Source organism: Promicromonospora sp. Marseille-Q5078 (assembly GCF_050315395.1).
GTDB lineage: Bacteria > Actinomycetota > Actinomycetes > Actinomycetales > Cellulomonadaceae > Isoptericola.
In genome coordinates, this window is record NZ_JBNPQG010000001.1 from 60,304 (window position 1) to 76,067 (window position 15,764).

14 protein-coding genes are annotated in these 15,764 nt (G+C 72.5%); 5 read left to right on the forward strand and 9 right to left on the reverse strand.

Annotated features, from left to right (window positions below; all coding sequences use genetic code 11):
* Positions 1-5: 5 nt before the first annotated feature.
* The 5 genes from rplI to ACQFYA_RS00280 form a co-directional block, all read right to left on the reverse strand.
* Entirely contained in the window at positions 6-455 is a 450-nt protein-coding gene (gene rplI / locus ACQFYA_RS00260; RefSeq protein WP_499120415.1) for a 50S ribosomal protein L9, read from the reverse strand.
* Positions 456-474: 19 nt separating this feature from the next.
* The gene (gene rpsR, locus ACQFYA_RS00265) at positions 475-711 is read right to left on the reverse strand and encodes a 30S ribosomal protein S18 (protein WP_029253838.1); all 237 of its coding nucleotides are present in this window, start codon (positions 709-711) and stop codon (positions 475-477) included.
* Positions 712-800: 89 nt separating this feature from the next.
* The gene (locus tag ACQFYA_RS00270; RefSeq protein ID WP_499120417.1) at positions 801-1,352 is read right to left on the reverse strand and encodes a single-stranded DNA-binding protein; all 552 of its coding nucleotides are present in this window, start codon (positions 1,350-1,352) and stop codon (positions 801-803) included.
* Between the two features lie 114 nt (positions 1,353-1,466).
* Complete coding sequence (gene rpsF / locus ACQFYA_RS00275; protein WP_499120419.1) at positions 1,467-1,757, reverse strand: 30S ribosomal protein S6; 291 nt, start codon at positions 1,755-1,757, stop codon at positions 1,467-1,469.
* 158 nt (positions 1,758-1,915) lie between these two features.
* Entirely contained in the window at positions 1,916-4,477 is a 2,562-nt protein-coding gene (locus ACQFYA_RS00280; protein ID WP_499120421.1) for a transglycosylase domain-containing protein, read from the reverse strand.
* Positions 4,478-4,790: 313 nt separating this feature from the next.
* Here ACQFYA_RS00280 and ACQFYA_RS00285 point away from each other — a divergent pair, with 313 nt between their 5' ends.
* Both ACQFYA_RS00285 and ACQFYA_RS00290 read left to right on the forward strand, forming a co-directional pair.
* A complete protein-coding gene (locus ACQFYA_RS00285; protein ID WP_499120423.1) occupies positions 4,791-5,465 on the forward strand; it encodes a PadR family transcriptional regulator in 675 nt (224 codons plus the stop codon).
* Complete coding sequence (locus ACQFYA_RS00290; RefSeq protein WP_499120425.1) at positions 5,462-6,553, forward strand: inositol-3-phosphate synthase; 1,092 nt, start codon at positions 5,462-5,464, stop codon at positions 6,551-6,553. The genes ACQFYA_RS00285 and ACQFYA_RS00290 overlap by 4 nt, the downstream gene beginning before the upstream one ends.
* Before the next feature lie 127 nt (positions 6,554-6,680).
* Here ACQFYA_RS00290 and ACQFYA_RS00295 read toward each other — a convergent pair whose 3' ends face one another.
* Both ACQFYA_RS00295 and ACQFYA_RS00300 read right to left on the reverse strand, forming a co-directional pair.
* On the reverse strand, positions 6,681-7,736 hold the full coding sequence (locus ACQFYA_RS00295) for a Gfo/Idh/MocA family protein (protein ID WP_499120427.1): 1,056 nt from the start codon (positions 7,734-7,736) through the stop codon (positions 6,681-6,683).
* Complete coding sequence (locus tag ACQFYA_RS00300) at positions 7,733-8,854, reverse strand: Gfo/Idh/MocA family protein (protein ID WP_499120429.1); 1,122 nt, start codon at positions 8,852-8,854, stop codon at positions 7,733-7,735. The genes ACQFYA_RS00295 and ACQFYA_RS00300 overlap by 4 nt, the downstream gene beginning before the upstream one ends.
* A 149-nt stretch (positions 8,855-9,003) precedes the next feature.
* Between ACQFYA_RS00300 and ACQFYA_RS00305 the strand changes: the two genes are divergently transcribed.
* Together ACQFYA_RS00305 and ACQFYA_RS00310 are read left to right on the forward strand one after the other, a co-directional pair.
* Positions 9,004-10,338, forward strand: a complete 1,335-nt coding sequence (locus ACQFYA_RS00305) for an MFS transporter (protein WP_499127381.1) — start codon at positions 9,004-9,006, stop codon at positions 10,336-10,338.
* A 318-nt stretch (positions 10,339-10,656) separates the two neighbouring features.
* Complete coding sequence (locus tag ACQFYA_RS00310) at positions 10,657-12,129, forward strand: MDR family MFS transporter (RefSeq protein ID WP_499127382.1); 1,473 nt, start codon at positions 10,657-10,659, stop codon at positions 12,127-12,129.
* A gap of 96 nt (positions 12,130-12,225) precedes the next feature.
* Here ACQFYA_RS00310 and ACQFYA_RS00315 read toward each other — a convergent pair whose 3' ends face one another.
* Positions 12,226-13,512, reverse strand: a complete 1,287-nt coding sequence (locus ACQFYA_RS00315) for an MFS transporter (RefSeq protein WP_499120431.1) — start codon at positions 13,510-13,512, stop codon at positions 12,226-12,228.
* A gap of 50 nt (positions 13,513-13,562) precedes the next feature.
* Positions 13,563-14,978 (reverse strand): CCA tRNA nucleotidyltransferase, encoded by a 1,416-nt coding sequence (locus ACQFYA_RS00320; RefSeq protein ID WP_499127383.1) that lies wholly within the window; start codon positions 14,976-14,978, stop codon positions 13,563-13,565.
* A 148-nt stretch (positions 14,979-15,126) separates the two neighbouring features.
* Between ACQFYA_RS00320 and ACQFYA_RS00325 the strand changes: the two genes are divergently transcribed.
* Positions 15,127-15,762, forward strand: coding sequence for an NUDIX hydrolase (locus tag ACQFYA_RS00325; protein ID WP_499120433.1), 636 nt, complete (start codon positions 15,127-15,129; stop codon positions 15,760-15,762).
* Positions 15,763-15,764 lie beyond the last annotated feature (2 nt).

Consider the following 15,764-nt stretch of genomic DNA (forward strand, 5'->3'; position numbering starts at 1 on the left):
GGCGTTCAGCCGGCGACGACCTTGACGGCGATCTTCGCCGACACCTCGGGGTGCAGGCGGACCTTCACGGTGTACTCGCCGACCGTCTTGATCGGCTGACCGATCTCGATCTTGCGCTTGTCCACCTTGGGGCCGTCGGCCGCCTCGACCGCCGCGGCGATGTCACCGGTGGTGACGGCACCGAACAGGCGGCCGGACTCGCCGGCGTGAGCCGACACGACGACCTGCTTGGCCTCGAGCGACTGGGCCGCCGCCTGGGCGTCGTCCAGCGTGGCGATCTCGCGGGCCTTGCGAGCCTTGCGGATCGCGGAGACCTGCGACTCGGCGCCCTTGGTCCACGGGGTGGCCAGGCGGCGCGGGATGAGGAAGTTCCGGGCGTACCCGTCCTTCACCTCGACGACGTCGCCAGGCTCACCGAGACCGGTGACCTCGTGGGTCAGGATCAGCTTCGACATGATTCAGTGATCCTTCCGGTCAGCGGGCCGAGGACGAGTACGGCAGCAGCGCCATCTCACGGGCGTTCTTCACGGCCTTGGCGATCTGGCGCTGCTCCTGGACGGAGACGCCGGTCACGCGACGGGCACGGATCTTGCCGCGGTCGGAGATGAACTTGCGCAGCAGCGCGGTGTCCTTGTAGTCGACGGTCTCGATCTTGGCCGTCTTGAGCGGGTTGGCCTTCTTCTTGGGCTTGCGCACCACAGGCTTCGCCATGGTGTTGCTCCTTCACAGGTGCAGTCCTCACGACGCGCCGGCCACGAGGGCCGACGCCGGAGGACGGGTGATCTGGGGACTGGCGTCGATCAGAACGGGGGCTCGTCCGAGAACCCGCCTCCGGAGGAGGCGGGGCCGGCCGTGGCCCACGGGTCGTTGCTCTGACCGCCGCCGGAAGAACCGAAACCTCCGCCGGGCTGGCCGCCACCCTGGGAGCCGCCGTAGCCGCCCCCCTGGTTGCCGCCGCCACCGCCGAAGCCGCCGCCGCCACCCGAGCGCTGGGCGCGGGTGACCTTCGCCGAGGCGTACCTCAGCGACGGGCCGACCTCGTCGACCTGCAGCTCCATGACGGTGCGCTTCTCCCCCTCGCGAGTCTCGTACGAGCGCTGCGTCAGACGGCCCTGCACGACGACGCGCATGCCCTTCGTCAGCGACTCGGCGACGTTCTCCGCGGCCTCGCGCCAGACCGAGCAGGACAGGAACAGCGCTTCGCCGTCCTTCCACTCGTTGGTCTGGCGGTCGAACGTGCGCGGCGTGGACGCGATGCGGAAGTTGGCGACGGCAGCCCCTGACGGGGTGAAGCGCAGCTCCGGGTCCGCGACCAGGTTTCCGACGACCGTGATGACGGTCTCACCAGCCATGCCATGCTCCTTCGTTCGTCCGAGAGTCGTGTGGGGATCCCATCACGGGGCGCCGACATCCACGTCATCGACGAGGACGCCGCCCGCGACGGGGGCAGAGTTTCGGTTCAGGTCTCAGCGGGCGCCGCTGCGAAGGATCTTGGTGCGCAGCACGGCCTCGTTCAGGCCGAGCTGGCGGTCCAGCTCCTTCGCGGTGTCCGACGTCGACGTGAAGTCGACGACGGCGTAGATGCCCTCGGAACGCTTGTTGATCTCGTACGCCATGCGGCGACGACCCCAGATGTCGACCTTGTCGACGGAGCCGCCCTGGGTCGAGATGACCGACAGGTACTTCTCCAGCGACGGGGCAACGGTGCGCTCCTCGACCTCCGGGTCCAGGATCACCATCAGCTCGTACTGACGCATGTGTTCAACCCACCTCCTCTGGTCTCAGCGGTCACGGTCGTTCCGTGACAGGAGGGTTCTTGCGTGCGTCGGCCGCGCGCCTCCCCGGAACGGTCCGGGGTGGTGGGCACAGCCAGTCGACCAGGATACCCGCGAATGCGGCCGTCCTGGAAATCCGGTCAGTCTCCGCCAAGGATGCCGAGGTCGTCCCCGTCGTCATTGCCGTTGCCGTTGCCGTTTCCATTGCCGTTGCCGTTGTCGTCCGTCGGATCATCGGTCGGGTCGACGGTCGGGTCGTCGGACGGCGTCGGCACGGTCTGCTCGGGCCCCTTCGAGACGACGATCGTGACGGTCGAGCCGGAGTCGACGCTCTCGCCCGCGCCCGGGTCCATGCCGATGACGTTGCCCACGGGCTCGTCGCTGAACTCCTCCCGCACCGCCGGCTGGAGCGAGTCGCCGCGGATGATCTGCTCCGCAGCCGTCCGGGCCTGTCCCACGACGTTCGGCACCACGACCTGCTCCGGCTGGTCCGGCTGCCCGGTCGAGACGACGAGGGTGATGGTCGAGCCCACCGGCACCTCCTGGCCCGCACCCGTGGTCTCCACGACCTGCCCCTTCGGGGCGTCGCCGTTCTGCGGCTGCGTGCGCACCTTCAGCTCGAGATCCTCCAGCGCCTGCGTGGCAGCGGCCACGTCCTGACCGGTGAGGTCCGGCACGGTGACCGTCTGCTCCTCGGTCTCGGTCGGCGTCGGCGTGGACGTCGGCTGCGTCGGCACGTACTCCGGGAAGTCCTCCTCGTCCATGCCCTCGGTCGCGACCTTCATGAAGTCGGTCCACGCCCGCGCGGGCCACGAGCCACCGGTGATCTGGTCGTACTCGCCGAAGGGATCGATCGACTCCTGTCCGCCGATCTTGCCGGCCTCCAGGTCGAGGGTCGCGTACTGGCGCAGGCCGACGACCGTGGTCAGCTGCGGCACGAAGCCCGCGAACCATGCGGACTTGTTGTTCTGCGAGGTGCCGGTCTTGCCGGCGACCGGCCGGCCGAGCTCCTGCGCCGTCCGCCCGGAGCCGTCCTCGACGACCTTCGTCATCGCCTCGGTGGCGGCCGTCGTCACGTCCGCGTCGAACTCCTTCTCCTGCTCCTCCGGACCCTTGTAGATCGTCGCGCCGTCGAGGGTCTCGACGTCCTTCACCACGTGCGGCGTCGTGCGGTAGCCGCCGGCTGCGATGGTGGAGTAGGCGCGGGCGAGGTCAACGGGGTACACGGACGCGGTGCCGAGCACGTTGGAGGCACCCTCCGGGATCGGGTAGGACTCCGACTTGCGGATGCCCGCCCGATAGGCGACATCGGCGGTGGTCTCCGGGCCGATCTCCAGGTTGAGCTTCGCGTACGCGGTGTTCACCGAGTTCGCCGTCGCCTGCTCCAGGCTGATCGGGCCGAAGCTTTCGCCGAGGAAGTTGTTGACCTCCCACGGCTGGCCATCGTCCCCCTTGGCCTCGGAGAACGTCTCCGGGGAGCTGCCGTCGATCGTCTCCTCGAGCGTGTGGCCCTTCTCCAAGGCCCCCATGAGCGTGAACGGCTTGAAGGTCGAGCCCGCCTGCACCACGTCCTGGGTGGCGGTGTTGAGCGACTGCTTCACGTAGTCCGGCCCGCCGTACAGCGCCTTCACCGCACCCGTCTGCGGGTCCATCGACACCAGCGACATGCGGACGTTCTTGTTCGCCTTGCCGTACGTGCCGTCCTCGTGCAGCGTCTTCTCCACCTCGACCGCGGTCTTCTGCAGCTTCTGGTCGAGCGTCGTGGTGATGCGCAGCCCGCGGGTGTCGATCTCCTCCTCCGAGAGGATGCCGTCCGGGTTGCTGTCCGTCTTGATGAGCTCCTTGCGCACCGCCGCCAGCAGGTAGCCCTTCTGCCCGCCCTGGGAGTTGCTGGCTTCCTTCTTCTTCTGGAACTTCGGGAACTCCGTCTTGGCGTACTCGTCGTCGGTGATGTAGCCCTGCTTGTGCATCTTGTCGATGCTGATCCCCCACCGCTCCTTCGCCTTGTCGAGGTCGACCGACGGGTCCCAGTTGTTCGGCGACGGGATGATGCCCGCCAGTAGGGCGGCCTCGGACGGCGTGAGATCCTTGGCGTCCTTCGCGAAGAACTCCTGCGAGGCCGCCTGGATCCCGTAGGTGTTGCGCCCCCAGTAGATGGTGTTGAGGTAGTTCTCCAGCACCTCGTCCTTGGGCTGCGACTGCGCCACCTTGAGCGCGATGATCGCCTCGCGCGCCTTGCCGGCGTACGACTTGGTGGTGTCGAGGTAATACCGCTCCACGTACTGCTGCGTGAGCGTGGACGCGCCCTGCGTGCTGCCGCCGCCCTTGAGGTTGTTGAGGGCGGCGCGCGCGATGCCCTTGGGGTCCACGCCCTGGTTCGTCCAGAAGGTCTGGTCCTCCGAGGCGACGACGGCGTTGCCCACGTAGGGCGGCAGGTCCTCGAGGGTGACCAGCTCGCGCTTCTGCTCGGCGAAGGTGCCCATGACCTTGCCGTTCGACCAGTAGACCGTGGTCGCCTGGTTGTTCACCTCGTCCAGACCGTCGGGGATCGTCGTGGTGCTCCACGCGGCCACGAACAGGCCTGCGCCGAGCGCGACACCGGTGAGGCCGGTGCCCAGCACGATGCGCCACGAGGGCAGCCACCGCTGCACCACGCCCTTGTTCGGGCGCGGGTAGTTCCAGAAGCGACGTCTCCTCGCCACGTCAAGCCTTTCGTCGTGCGGGACCGGTAGCGCTCTCTCATGGGCGCACGCCGGCCTGCGGACCACAGGGAACACTAGGCGATGCGATGCCGCCGACGGGAGCCTCAGCCGCCCCGGGCGACGGTTCTTGCCGAGCGTCCCCACCCCTCTGGCCTGCGCTTCGCGGAACCTTCACAACTGGGCCGGGACCCGCAAGGCGTAAGGTCCCGTTGCGCGACCATGTCGGCGAGTCCTATTCTCGCGATGTATCGACTCGATACGTCGTCACGACGGGTCGCAGGGACGGACAGCCGAACAGGGAAGGGAGGTCCTCGTGCGCAACAGGTCTGTGGTGCTCGAGACGGCCATCCTCGGCCTGCTCAACTCCGCCCCGCTGCACGGGTACGAGCTGCGCAAGCGGCTCAACCTGCTGCTCGGCTCGTTCCGCGCGTTCTCCTACGGCACCCTCTACCCCGCGCTCAAGTCCCTCGTCGCGCGTGGTCTCATCGAGACCACCGAGCGTGAGGCCCCGGCCCCCGCGGGCCGGACGTCCGGAGCCCGGCAGCCCGGCGCCAAGCCCTCGGGCAAGGCGCCGTTGACGGGCCGGCGCGGGAAGATCGTGTACCGGCTGACCGCGGACGGCAAGGAGCATCTCCAGACCGTCCTCGCGTCGTCCGGGCCCGCCGCCTGGGAGGACGAGAACTTCGACGTCCGCTTCGCGTTCTTCGCGCAGACGGACGCCGAGACCCGCATCCGCATCCTCGAGGGCCGGCGCACCCGGCTCACCGAGCGGCTGGAAGCGGTCCGAGAGTCTGCCGCCCGCACCCGCGAGCGGCTCGACGAGTACACCCTCGAGCTGCAGCGCCACGGGCTCGAACAGGTCGAGCGCGAGGTGCGCTGGCTCGACGGACTCATCACCACGGAACGCGACCGTGCTCTCGGCCGCGCCCGCGACCACAGCGCCGGGGTGCAGGACGCCCCGGCCCAGAGAAACAAGGAGCGAGGATGACCTCCGTCCGCGTTGCCATCGTCGGTGTCGGAAACTGTGCATCGTCCCTGATCCAGGGCGTGCACTTCTACCGTGACGCCGACCCGACCGACACCGTCCCCGGCCTCATGCACGTGCAGCTCGGCGACTACCACGTGCGCGACCTGGAGTTCGTCGCGGCGTTCGACGTCGACGCGAAGAAGGTCGGCTTCGACCTGGCCGAGGCGATCCACGCCTCGGAGAACAACACCATCAAGTTCGCGGACGTGCCGCCCACCGGCATCACCGTCCAGCGCGGCCACACCCTCGACGGCCTCGGCGACTACTACTCCGCGACGATCGACGAGTCGGACGCGCAGCCGGTCGACATCGTGCAGGCGCTCAAGGACGCGAAGGTCGACGTCCTGGTGTCCTACCTGCCGGTCGGCTCCGAGGAGGCGGACAAGTTCTACGCGCAGTGCGCCATCGACGCGAAGGTCGCCTTCGTCAACGCGCTGCCGGTCTTCATCGCCTCCGACCCGGAGTGGGCCAAGAAGTTCGAGGACGCGGGCGTGCCGATCGTCGGCGACGACATCAAGTCGCAGGTCGGCGCCACGATCACCCACCGCGTGCTCGCCAAGCTCTTCGAGGACCGGGGCGTCGTGCTCGACCGCACGTACCAGCTCAACGTCGGCGGCAACATGGACTTCAAGAACATGCTGCAGCGCGACCGCCTGGAGTCGAAGAAGGTCTCCAAGACGCAGGCGGTGACCTCCAACCTCACCGGCGCGCTCGGCGGGAAGAAGGAGGACCGCAACGTCCACATCGGCCCGTCGGACTACGTCGCGTGGCTCGACGACCGCAAGTGGGCGTACGTCCGCCTCGAGGGCCGCGCGTTCGGCGAGGTGCCCCTGAACCTGGAGTACAAGCTCGAGGTGTGGGACTCCCCCAACTCCGCCGGCATCATCATCGACGCCGTCCGCGCCGCGAAGATCGCGCTGGACCGCGGCATCGGCGGCCCGATCCTCTCGGCGTCGACCTACTTCATGAAGTCCCCGCCCGTGCAGATGGAGGACACCCACGGGCGCGCGCAGCTCGAGGCCTTCATCCGCGGCGACGTCGAGCGCTGACACCTCTCGCTGGTTGAGCCTGTCGAAACCCCGTGGTGTCGACAGGCTCAACCAACGGTCGGGTGTCGACAGGCTCAACCAGCGGTCGGGTGTCGACAGGCTCAACCAGCGGTCCGTTTCGACAGGCTCAACCGGCGGTCAGGCGCACGACGGCCCCGCCGGCCGCGACGGACTCCTGGGCCGCGGCCACGACCCGCAGGGTGCGCACCCCGGTGCGCCCGTCGGGCCCGGGCGTCTCGCCCGTGCGCACGCACCCCAGGAAGTGCTCGAGCATCCGGGCGTCGAGGTTCTCCCCGAGGCCGAGCCAGGCGGGCCGCGAGCCCCCGCCCACGAGGCCGCCGACGTGCGTACCGAACGGGTCGATCTCGACGACCCCTCCCGTACCGACGACCTGCAGGGTCAGCCCGCCCCACGTCGGGCCGTCGTCGGGCATCGACCAGGAGCAGTCGATGGTCACCTCGGCGCCCCCGGCGTAGGTGATGCTGACGAGCCCGCCCGTCTCGGCCCGCACCTGCGGGTCGTCGCCGTGCAGGATGCGGTTGGTCACGGCCCGCACGGTGACGGCGTCCTCGCCGAGGAGCGCGTCGAGCAGGTCGGCCACGTGCACCACGTGGTCGACGAGCGCCCCGCCGCCCGCGAGGTCGGGGTCGGTGAACCAGGCCCGGCCGGCGGGGACCTTCCCGTTGTTCGTCCCCGTGGCACCGAGGACGGTGCCGAGCGCTCCCGAACCCGCCAGGGCGCGCAGGGTCTGGAACTCGGGGCTGAACCGCACCGGGTAGGCGGTCATGAGGACGACGCCGGCGGCGTCGCAGGCCGCGACCATCTCCTCGGCGTCGGCGACCCGCGTGGCGAGCGGCTTCTCGCACAGCACGTGCGCCCCCGCCGCCGCGGCCGCGAGGACCACGTCCCGGTGCCGGGCGTTCTCCGCGCAGACGATCACGGCGTCCGGCCCCCAGGCCAGCGCCTCCTCGGAGGTCGCGACGTACGGGGCGCCGTGCCGGTCGGCGAACTCGGGCCCCCGCAGCTCGCCGGCGGGGGCGGTCGCGGCGTCGGGGTCCGCGGTGAGGAGCTCGACGTCGGGACGGTCGCGCAGCAGCGCGACGTACGACGCGGCGTGCGTGTGGGCGAACGAGAGCACGGCGACCTTGAGGACGGGCGTGCCCGGGGTGGTGTCGACGGTCATGCCCGGCTCCCGGAGGTCACGAGGCCGGGCGCGTCGTGCGGGGGCAGCGGCGTGCCCCCGAGCTCGCGCGCCCGGGCGGCGGTGTCCAGCGCGACGGGCGCCCCGGACTCGATCGAGGCGAGCGCGGCCTCGGCGATCTCGACGGCGAGGACGCCGTCGACCGCGCTCACCCGGGGATGGCGCGGGTCGGTGTCGGGCAGCGCCGTGGTCGAGGCGGCGAACGCCCGCGCCACCTCCCGGATCTCGGTGAGGTACGGGCTCTCCCCCGCCGCCGGCGCCGGCCGGTCCTGCCCGCCCGACGGGACGGGCCGGAGGTCGGTCCGCACGCCGCCCGCGCCCGCCGAGTCGAAGCGCAGCACGCCGGCGTCGCCCGCCACGAGAAACGAGGTCCGGAACGTGGTGTGCGGTGCGCCCCACAGCCCGCGGACGTGCGTGATCGCGCCGCCGGCGTGCGTGAGGACGACGTGCGCGAGCGCGTGCGGCGCCCCGTCCCGCTCCACGGTGCGCCTCGTGGCGAACACCGTCGTGACCTCTCCGGCCACCCACCGGGCGATGTCGAGGTCGTGGATCATCAGGTCCAGCACGACGCCGCCGGACTGGGCGTCGTCGGCGAACCACGGCGACCAGGCGGGGAACATCCCGCCGCGGGCGAACCGCAGCACGGCGGGCGTCCCGACGTCCCCGGCGCGCACCGCGGCACGCAGGGCCGCGTACTCCGGGAAGAACCGCACCACGTGGCCCGGGTAGAGCTGGCGGTCGGCCGCGCGGGCCGCCTCCAGCAGGGCGACCGTGTCCGGTCCCGTGCGGGCCAGGGGCTTCTCGCACAGCACGTGCCGGCCGGCCGCGAGCGCGGCGGCGGCCAGCTCCCGGTGCGTCGGCGTGGGCGAGACGACGTCCACCACGTCGGCGACGTCGAGCAGCTCGTCGAGCGACGACGCCACGCGCCCGCCGTGCTCCGCGACCAGCGCGTCGGCGCCGAAGGGCGAGTGCACGAGGATCGTGGCCCCCAGGGCGCGCCAGGCGGGCGCGTGGGCGTGGGCGATGCCCCCCGCCCCCAGGAAGCCGACGACGAGGCCGGGTCCGTCGGCGTTCCGGGCGGGTGCGGACGGTACGGACAAGGTGGCCTCCTTCGGCCCGGGTGGGCCAGGTCGTCGGTGACGTCGCCATCATGGCGGGTCGCCGCGCGACCGGCGTGGGGGCGCGCCCCGGGGGACCGCACCCGCGAGGACGGTCGTGCCGAGCACCTAGGCTGAGGGGCGTGGGAGCGATGAGCGAGACCTGGCACGACCTGCGCGCGTTGCTGCGGCTCGACGGCTTCCGCAAGCTGTTCGCCGTCCGGCTCGTCTCGCAGGCGGGCGACGGCATGTTCCAGGTCGGCCTGGCCTCGCTGCTCTTCTTCTCCCCGGAGTCCCAGGGCACGGCGGCCGCTATCGCCGGCGCGTTCGCGGTGATGCTCGCCCCCTTCACGATCGTGGGCCCGTTCGCGGGCGTGTTCCTCGACCGGTGGCAGCGCCGGCAGGTGCTGGTCTGGGGCAACGCCGTGCGCGTGGTGCTCACGCTCACGATGGCGGGGCTCATGCTCGCGGGCGGCGTGAGCGGCGGGATCTACGCGGTCGGGCTCGCCGCGCTGTCGGTCAACCGCTTCCTCCTGGCCGGCCTCTCCGCGGGGCTGCCCCGCGTCGTCGACGGCCCCCTGCTGCTCACGGCCAACTCGCTGACCCCCACGCTCGGCGCGGGCGCGGCCTTCGTCGGCGGCGGCATCGGCTTCGTGCTCGGCCTGATGTTCGAGCCGGGCCGGGTCAAGGACTCCTCGGCGCTGGTGTGCGCGGGCCTCGTCTTCGCGGTGGCGTCGCTGCTCGCGCTGCGGCTCCGCCGTACCCAGCTCGGTCCCGAGCGGCCCGCCGAGGCCGACCTGCGCAGCGAGATCGCCAAGGTCGCGCGCGGCCTGGCCGACGGCGCCCGCTACCTCGTCGCCCGCCGCACCCCGGGCCAGGCGCTGCTCGCCATGGCCGTGCACCGCTTCCTGTACGGCGTCGTCTTCATCGCCTCGATCCTCATCTCGCGCAACCTGCTCGACCCCGGCAGCCAGAGCGCCGGCATGGGCACGTTCGCCGTCGTCATCGGCCTCACGGGAGCCGGCGGCGCCGTCGCGATGGTGCTGACCCCGACGCTCTCGCGCCGCACGGGCCCGCAGGGCTGGATCGCCGTGATGCTGCTGCTCGCGGCGGCGAGCCAGCTCCTGCTCGTCACCACGCCGTCGCGCGTCGTCGTGTACACGGGCGCCGCACTCCTCGGGCTGGCCGCCCAGGGCACCAAGATCGCGGTGGACACCATCGTCCAGCGCGACGCCGAGGACGAGTTCCGCGGCCGCGCCTTCGCCTTCTACGACGTCCTCTACAACGCCGCGTTCGTCGGCGCCGCGGCCCTGGCGGCCTTCACGCTGCCCGACACGGGCTGGTCGCGCGGCGTCTTCGTCGGGCTCGCCGTGGCGTACGTCCTCGCCGCGCTGCTCATGGCCACGCGCGGCGCCCGCACGCCGACCGAGGTGCCCGCCCGGGTCCGGCGCGCCGGGGGCGCCGAGGACGTCGCCACCCCCGCCTGACCGGGACCGACGAGTTCCGCCCGGAATTCAGGTCGTCAGGGCAAGCGGGAATATCGCAGGATGGTTCGTGGTCGTACACAGTACGGTCACGCCCTCCGGCGACCGCACCGAGGGTGACCGTCCCCCGGTCCCGACCGACACGACGACGTCCGCGCCCGATCGGCGCGCCCGCCGTCCCCTGCCCTGCCGCCGGGTTTCCCGGCACCGACGCGAGCGGAGCACAGCGTGCCAGCCCCCCGACCGACAGACACCACCGTCCCAGCCGACGCGAGCACCCCGGAGGCCACCCTGACCCCCGCCACCACCGACGCCGCCACGATGCCCGCGTCGGGCATCGTCATCGACACGGCGGTGCCCCAGCGCCTGACGCGCCAGCAGTTCACCGTCATCGCGCTGCTGCTCGGCTCCGCGTTCGTCGTCATCCTCAACGAGACGACGATGAGCGTGGCGCTCGCGCCGCTCATGACCGACCTCGGCATCACCGCCAGCACGGGCCAGTGGCTCACCACCGCGTTCATGCTCACGATGGCGGTGATCATCCCCGCGACCGGGTTCCTGCTGCAGCGGCTCGGGACGCGCGGGGCCTACCTGCTCGCGATGTCGCTGTTCAGCGCCGGCACCCTGCTCGCCGCGCTCTCCCCCGGCTTCGGCTGGCTGCTGGGCGGCCGCATCGTGCAGGCGTCGGGCACGGCCATCATGATGCCGCTGCTCATGACGACGATCATGACCGTGGTGCCGCCCGCCATCCGCGGGAAGGTCATGGGCAACGTGTCGATCGTCATGGCCGCTGCCCCCGCGCTCGGGCCCGCCATCTCGGGCGTCATCCTCGACTCGCTGAGCTGGCGCTGGGTGTTCGGCATCGTGCTCCCGATCGCGGTGCTCGCCCTGGTCATGGGCATCCTGTACATCCGTGACGTCGCCGACCGTACACACTCGCGCCTGGACCCGATCTCGCTGTTCCTGGCCGCCCTCGCGTTCGGCGGGCTCGTCTACGGCCTGTCCAGCATGGGCGAGGCCGCGCGGCACGCCCCGCCGGTCCCGCCGTGGATCACGGTCGCCGCCGGCGTGCTCTTCCTGGGCCTGTTCGTGTGGCGGCAGGTGCTGCTCGCGCGGCAGGACCGGGCGCTGCTCGACCTCCGCGTCTTCAGCTCGCGCGGGTTCAGCGTGTCCCTGGCCATCATGGCGGTGGGCATGCTCGCCATGTTCGGCTCCCTGATCCTGCTGCCGCTGTTCCTCCAGCAGGCCATGGGGCTGGAGCCCCTCACGACCGGCCTGGTCGTGCTGCCGGGCGGCCTGCTCATGGGCCTGCTCGGGCCGACCGTCGGCCGGCTCTACGACAGGGTCGGGCCGCGGCCGCTCGTCACGCCGGGCCTGACCGTGGTCACGATCGCGCTCGCCCTCTTCACGCAGGTGCACGCCGACTCGTCGGTCTGGTACATCCTCGCGCTGCACGTGACGCTCAGCGTCGGCCTGGCGTTCATGTTCACCCCGCTGTTCACGACGGCGCTGTCGTCGCTCCGCCCGCACCTGTACTCGCACGGGTCGGCCGCGATCGGCACGGTGCAGCAGCTCGCGGGCGCCGCGGGCACGGCGATGTTCGTCGCCGTGATGACCACGCGCTCCGTCGCGCTCGCCGCCGAGGGCGCGTCGCCCCAGGTCGCGCTCGCCGAGGGCGTCGGCGACGCGTTCGTCTGGGGCGCGGCGATCATGCTGGTCGCGGTGGGGCTGTCGTTCCTGCTGCGCCGCGTGCCCGCCACGCCCGACGGCGAGGTCGCGCCCTCGGCGCACTGACCGGTCGCCGGCCACGTCACGGGCCGGCCCGGTCGCCACGGGCGGCCACCCTCGTGCGAGGGTGGCCGCCCGTCGTCGTCCCGGGGGTCGCGACCCTCAGCTGGTGGCGGGTGCGTCCGGGGCGACGGAGGTCTCGCGCGCGGCGACCCGGAAGGCGGGCGCCAGCGCGACCACGCCGAGCGCCAGCAGCGCCGGCACGGCGAACGCGATCCGCAGGCTGAGCACCTCGGCGACCCCGCCGATGAGGCCGGCCCCGACCACGAAGCCCACGTAGTTGAAGAGGTTGACCCGCGCCACGGCCACGCCCGTGCCCTCCGGGTCGAGCCGGCCGGCCACCGAGAACGACAGCGGCACCACGACGCTGAGGCCGAGGCCCGTCAGCGCGAAGCCCAGCACGGCGACCCACGCGGTGGGGGCCAGGGTCACGGCCGTGAGCCCCGCGGCCCCGATCAGCCCGCCGACGGCCACGGGCACCACCGGCCCGAACCGGTTGACCTGCCGGTCCGCCGCCAGGCGGCCCACGAGCTGGCAGCCCAGGTACGCGGCCAGCCCGAGCGGCGCGACGTTCGCCGCCGCGCCGAGGGCGTCCTGGATGTACTTGGTGGACCAGTTCGACGTCGCGGAGTCGGCGACGTAGACGAAGGTGACCGCGAGCCCCACCAGCACCAGCGGGCCCCAGGGCGGTCGGACCGCGAGCGGCGCCGGGGGCGACGCCGCGCCGTCGGGCACGGCGGGCGCGACGGGCGCGGCGGGCACGGCGGGCGCGGCGGGTCGGGCGGGCCGCGACGACGCCGTCGCCACGAGGTCCACAGCCACCCCGACCGCGGCCACCAGCCCCAGCCCGCCCGCGAGCGACCAGCCCGCGGAGTGCGCCAGCACCGCCGCCAGCGAGCCGAGGATGCCGCCCACGCTCCAGGCGCCGTGGAAGGAGTTGAGCAGGCTGCGGCCGTACCGCTGCTCCACCTCCACGCCCTGCATGTTCATGCTCGCGTCCACCAGGCCGAGCAGCAGCCCGACCGCCGCGACCGTGGGGTAGAGGACGGCGACCGTCGGCGCCAGCCCCGCGCCCAGCACCGCGAGCGCCACGAGCGGGCCGCACACCCGCAGCAGCCGCGCGCTCCCGACCCGCGGCGCCAGCGCGCCGGCGAGCACGCTGCCGACCCCGGCCACCACCGGCACCAGCAGGAGGATCAGCGTGAGCGTGCCGTCGGAGATGCCCAGGTCGTGCTGCAGCGTCGGCACCTGCGCGAGCAGGCCGGCGAAGCACATGCCCTGCACCAGGTAGAACGCGCCCACGACCAGGCGCGCCCGCCGGTCCTCCGCCGTGGCTGCCGTGGATCCTGCCGTGGCGCCTGCGCCCGACACCTGCCCGGACCCGCTCATGTCCCGCCTCTCGCCGACGCGGCGGTCGTCCGTCCGGCCGTGGCGTCAGGTCAGGCCTGGCGGTCGGCCCACCAGGCTCGTAGCTCCTGCTCCGCGCGCTCCTCGCCGAGCGGGCCGTGCTCCATCCGCAGGGCGAGCAGGTGCTGGTACGCCTGCCCGACGGCGGGTCCCGGCGCGATGCCGAGGATAGTCATGATCTGCGTGCCGTCCAGGTCCGGGCGGATCGCGTCGATCTCCTCCTGCTCGCGCAGGCTCGCGATGCGCTGCTCGAGGCCGGTGTAGGAGTCGGCGAGACGCTGCGCCTTGCGCTTGTTGCGGGTCGTGGAGTCGGCGCGCGTGAGCCGGTGCAGGCGCTCCAGCAGCGGCCCGGCGTCGGTGACGTAGCGGCGCACGGCGGAGTCCGTCCACTGCCCCTCGCCGTAGCCGTGGAAGCGCAGGTGCAGCTCGACGAGCCGCGCCACGTCCTTCACCACCTGCTTCTCGTACTTCAGCGCACGCAGCCGCTTGGCCACGAGCTTGGCGCCCACCACCTCGTGGTGGTGGAAGCTCACGCCGCCGCCCGGCTCGAAGCGGCGGGTGGCCGGCTTGCCCACGTCGTGCAGCAGCGACGCGAGCCGCAGCACCAGGTCGGGGGCCGGCACGGGCCCGTCCGGGCCGGTCTCCTGCGCGATCGCCTGCTCCAGCACCGTGAGGGAGTGCTGGTAGACGTCCTTGTGCCGGTGGTGCTCGTCGATCTCGAGGCGCAGCGCGGGCAGCTCGGGCAGCACGTGGTCGGCCAGGCCCGTGTCGACGAGCACCTCGAGGCCGGCGCGGGGGTGCGCGCCCAGCAGCAGCTTGCTGATCTCCGCCTGCACGCGCTCGGCCGAGACGATCTCGATGCGCGCGGCCATGTCGACGATCGCCTGCCGGGTCGCCGGCTCGACCGTGAAGCCGAGCTGGGACGCGAAGCGGGCGGCGCGCATCATGCGCAGCGGGTCGTCGTCGAACGACCGCTCCGGCGCGATCGGGGTGCGCAGCACGCCGCGCGCCAGGTCGGTCAGCCCGTCGAAAGGGTCGACGAACGTGAGGTCGGGCAGGCGCACCGCCATCGCGTTCACGGTGAGGTCGCGGCGGGAGAGGTCGCCGTCGAGGGTGTCCCCGAACGCGACCACGGGCTTGCGGGAGGCGGGGTCGTACTCGTCGGTGCGGTAGGTGGTGACCTCGACGACGACGTCGTCCGAGCCGTGGGACCCGTTCCGCGCGAACCGGCGCGCGCCGATGGTGCCGAACTCCTTGCCGATGTCCCAGTGGGCGTCGCCCCACCGGGCCAGCAGGGCCTGCGTCTCGTCGGGCGTGGCCGACGTCGCGAAGTCCAGGTCGTGGCTCGCGCGCCCCAGGAACGCGTCGCGGACGGGGCCGCCGACCAGCGCGAGCTCGTGCCCGGCGGCGCGGAACACCTCGCCCAGCTCGACGGCTGCGGGGGCCATCTCGGTCAGGACGGCGAGGGCGCGGCGCAGCAGCGCGGCGGGGGCCGGAGGCTCGGGGGTCGACACGGCGTCCTATCCTCCCAGATCCTGCCCGTCGGCGCCCCAGACGCTGGGCCGGCGGGCGGTCGTCACTCGGTAGGGTGGGCGCATGTCATCCCCGGCACCGGTTCCCGGCCCCCGGCGCGGGCGCCCGGCCGTGCCGGTCCCCGTGCCCCCGGGAGGACACCCGCTCAAGGTCGACCCCGCGCGGCTCGCCGGGCCGCGCGGCACGACGACCCCCGCCGTCGTCGGCGTCGCGCCGTCGGGCACAACCACGCACCTGCCCGTGCACGAGGAGACGTCCGCCGGCGGGCTCGTCGTGCGGCTCGCCCCGGACGGGCCCGAGGCCGCCGTCATCGTGCGGCGCAACCGTGGCGGCCGGCTCGAGTGGTGCCTGCCCAAGGGGCACCTGGAGGGCGAGGAGACGCCGGAGCAGGCCGCCGTCCGCGAGATCCGCGAGGAGACGGGCATCCTCGGCACCGTCCGCACGCGGCTCGGCGTCATCGACTACTGGTTCAGCGGCGAGGACCACCGCGTGCACAAGGTGGTGCACCACTTCCTCCTGCGCGCGGAGGGCGGCACCATCACCGCCGAGGGCGACCCCGACGGCGAGGCGGAGGACGCCCTGTGGGTGCACGTCGAGCAGCTCCCCGACCGACTGTCCTACCCCAACGAGCAGCGGCTCGCCGTCGTCGCGCAGCAGGTGCTGCGGCGCACCCCCGGCGTGCTCGGGCGGTTCGAATGAGG

Bases quoted from the DNA above. Each gene is read 5' to 3' on its own strand.
- rplI (WP_499120415.1), bottom strand. From the start codon at position 455: ATGTCGAAGCTGATCCTGACCCACGAGGTCACCGGTCTCGGTGAGCCT.
- rpsR (WP_029253838.1), bottom strand. From the start codon at position 711: ATGGCGAAGCCTGTGGTGCGCAAGCCCAAGAAGAAGGCCAACCCGCTC.
- ACQFYA_RS00270 (WP_499120417.1), bottom strand. From the start codon at position 1,352: ATGGCTGGTGAGACCGTCATCACGGTCGTCGGAAACCTGGTCGCGGAC.
- rpsF (WP_499120419.1), bottom strand. From the start codon at position 1,757: ATGCGTCAGTACGAGCTGATGGTGATCCTGGACCCGGAGGTCGAGGAG.
- ACQFYA_RS00290 (WP_499120425.1), top strand. From the start codon at position 5,462: ATGACCTCCGTCCGCGTTGCCATCGTCGGTGTCGGAAACTGTGCATCG.
- ACQFYA_RS00295 (WP_499120427.1), bottom strand. From the start codon at position 7,736: ATGACCGTCGACACCACCCCGGGCACGCCCGTCCTCAAGGTCGCCGTG.
- ACQFYA_RS00305 (WP_499127381.1), top strand. From the start codon at position 9,004: ATGAGCGAGACCTGGCACGACCTGCGCGCGTTGCTGCGGCTCGACGGC.
- ACQFYA_RS00310 (WP_499127382.1), top strand. From the start codon at position 10,657: ATGCCCGCGTCGGGCATCGTCATCGACACGGCGGTGCCCCAGCGCCTG.
- ACQFYA_RS00315 (WP_499120431.1), bottom strand. From the start codon at position 13,512: ATGAGCGGGTCCGGGCAGGTGTCGGGCGCAGGCGCCACGGCAGGATCC.
- ACQFYA_RS00320 (WP_499127383.1), bottom strand. From the start codon at position 14,978: ATGGCCCCCGCAGCCGTCGAGCTGGGCGAGGTGTTCCGCGCCGCCGGG.
- ACQFYA_RS00325 (WP_499120433.1), top strand. From the start codon at position 15,127: ATGTCATCCCCGGCACCGGTTCCCGGCCCCCGGCGCGGGCGCCCGGCC.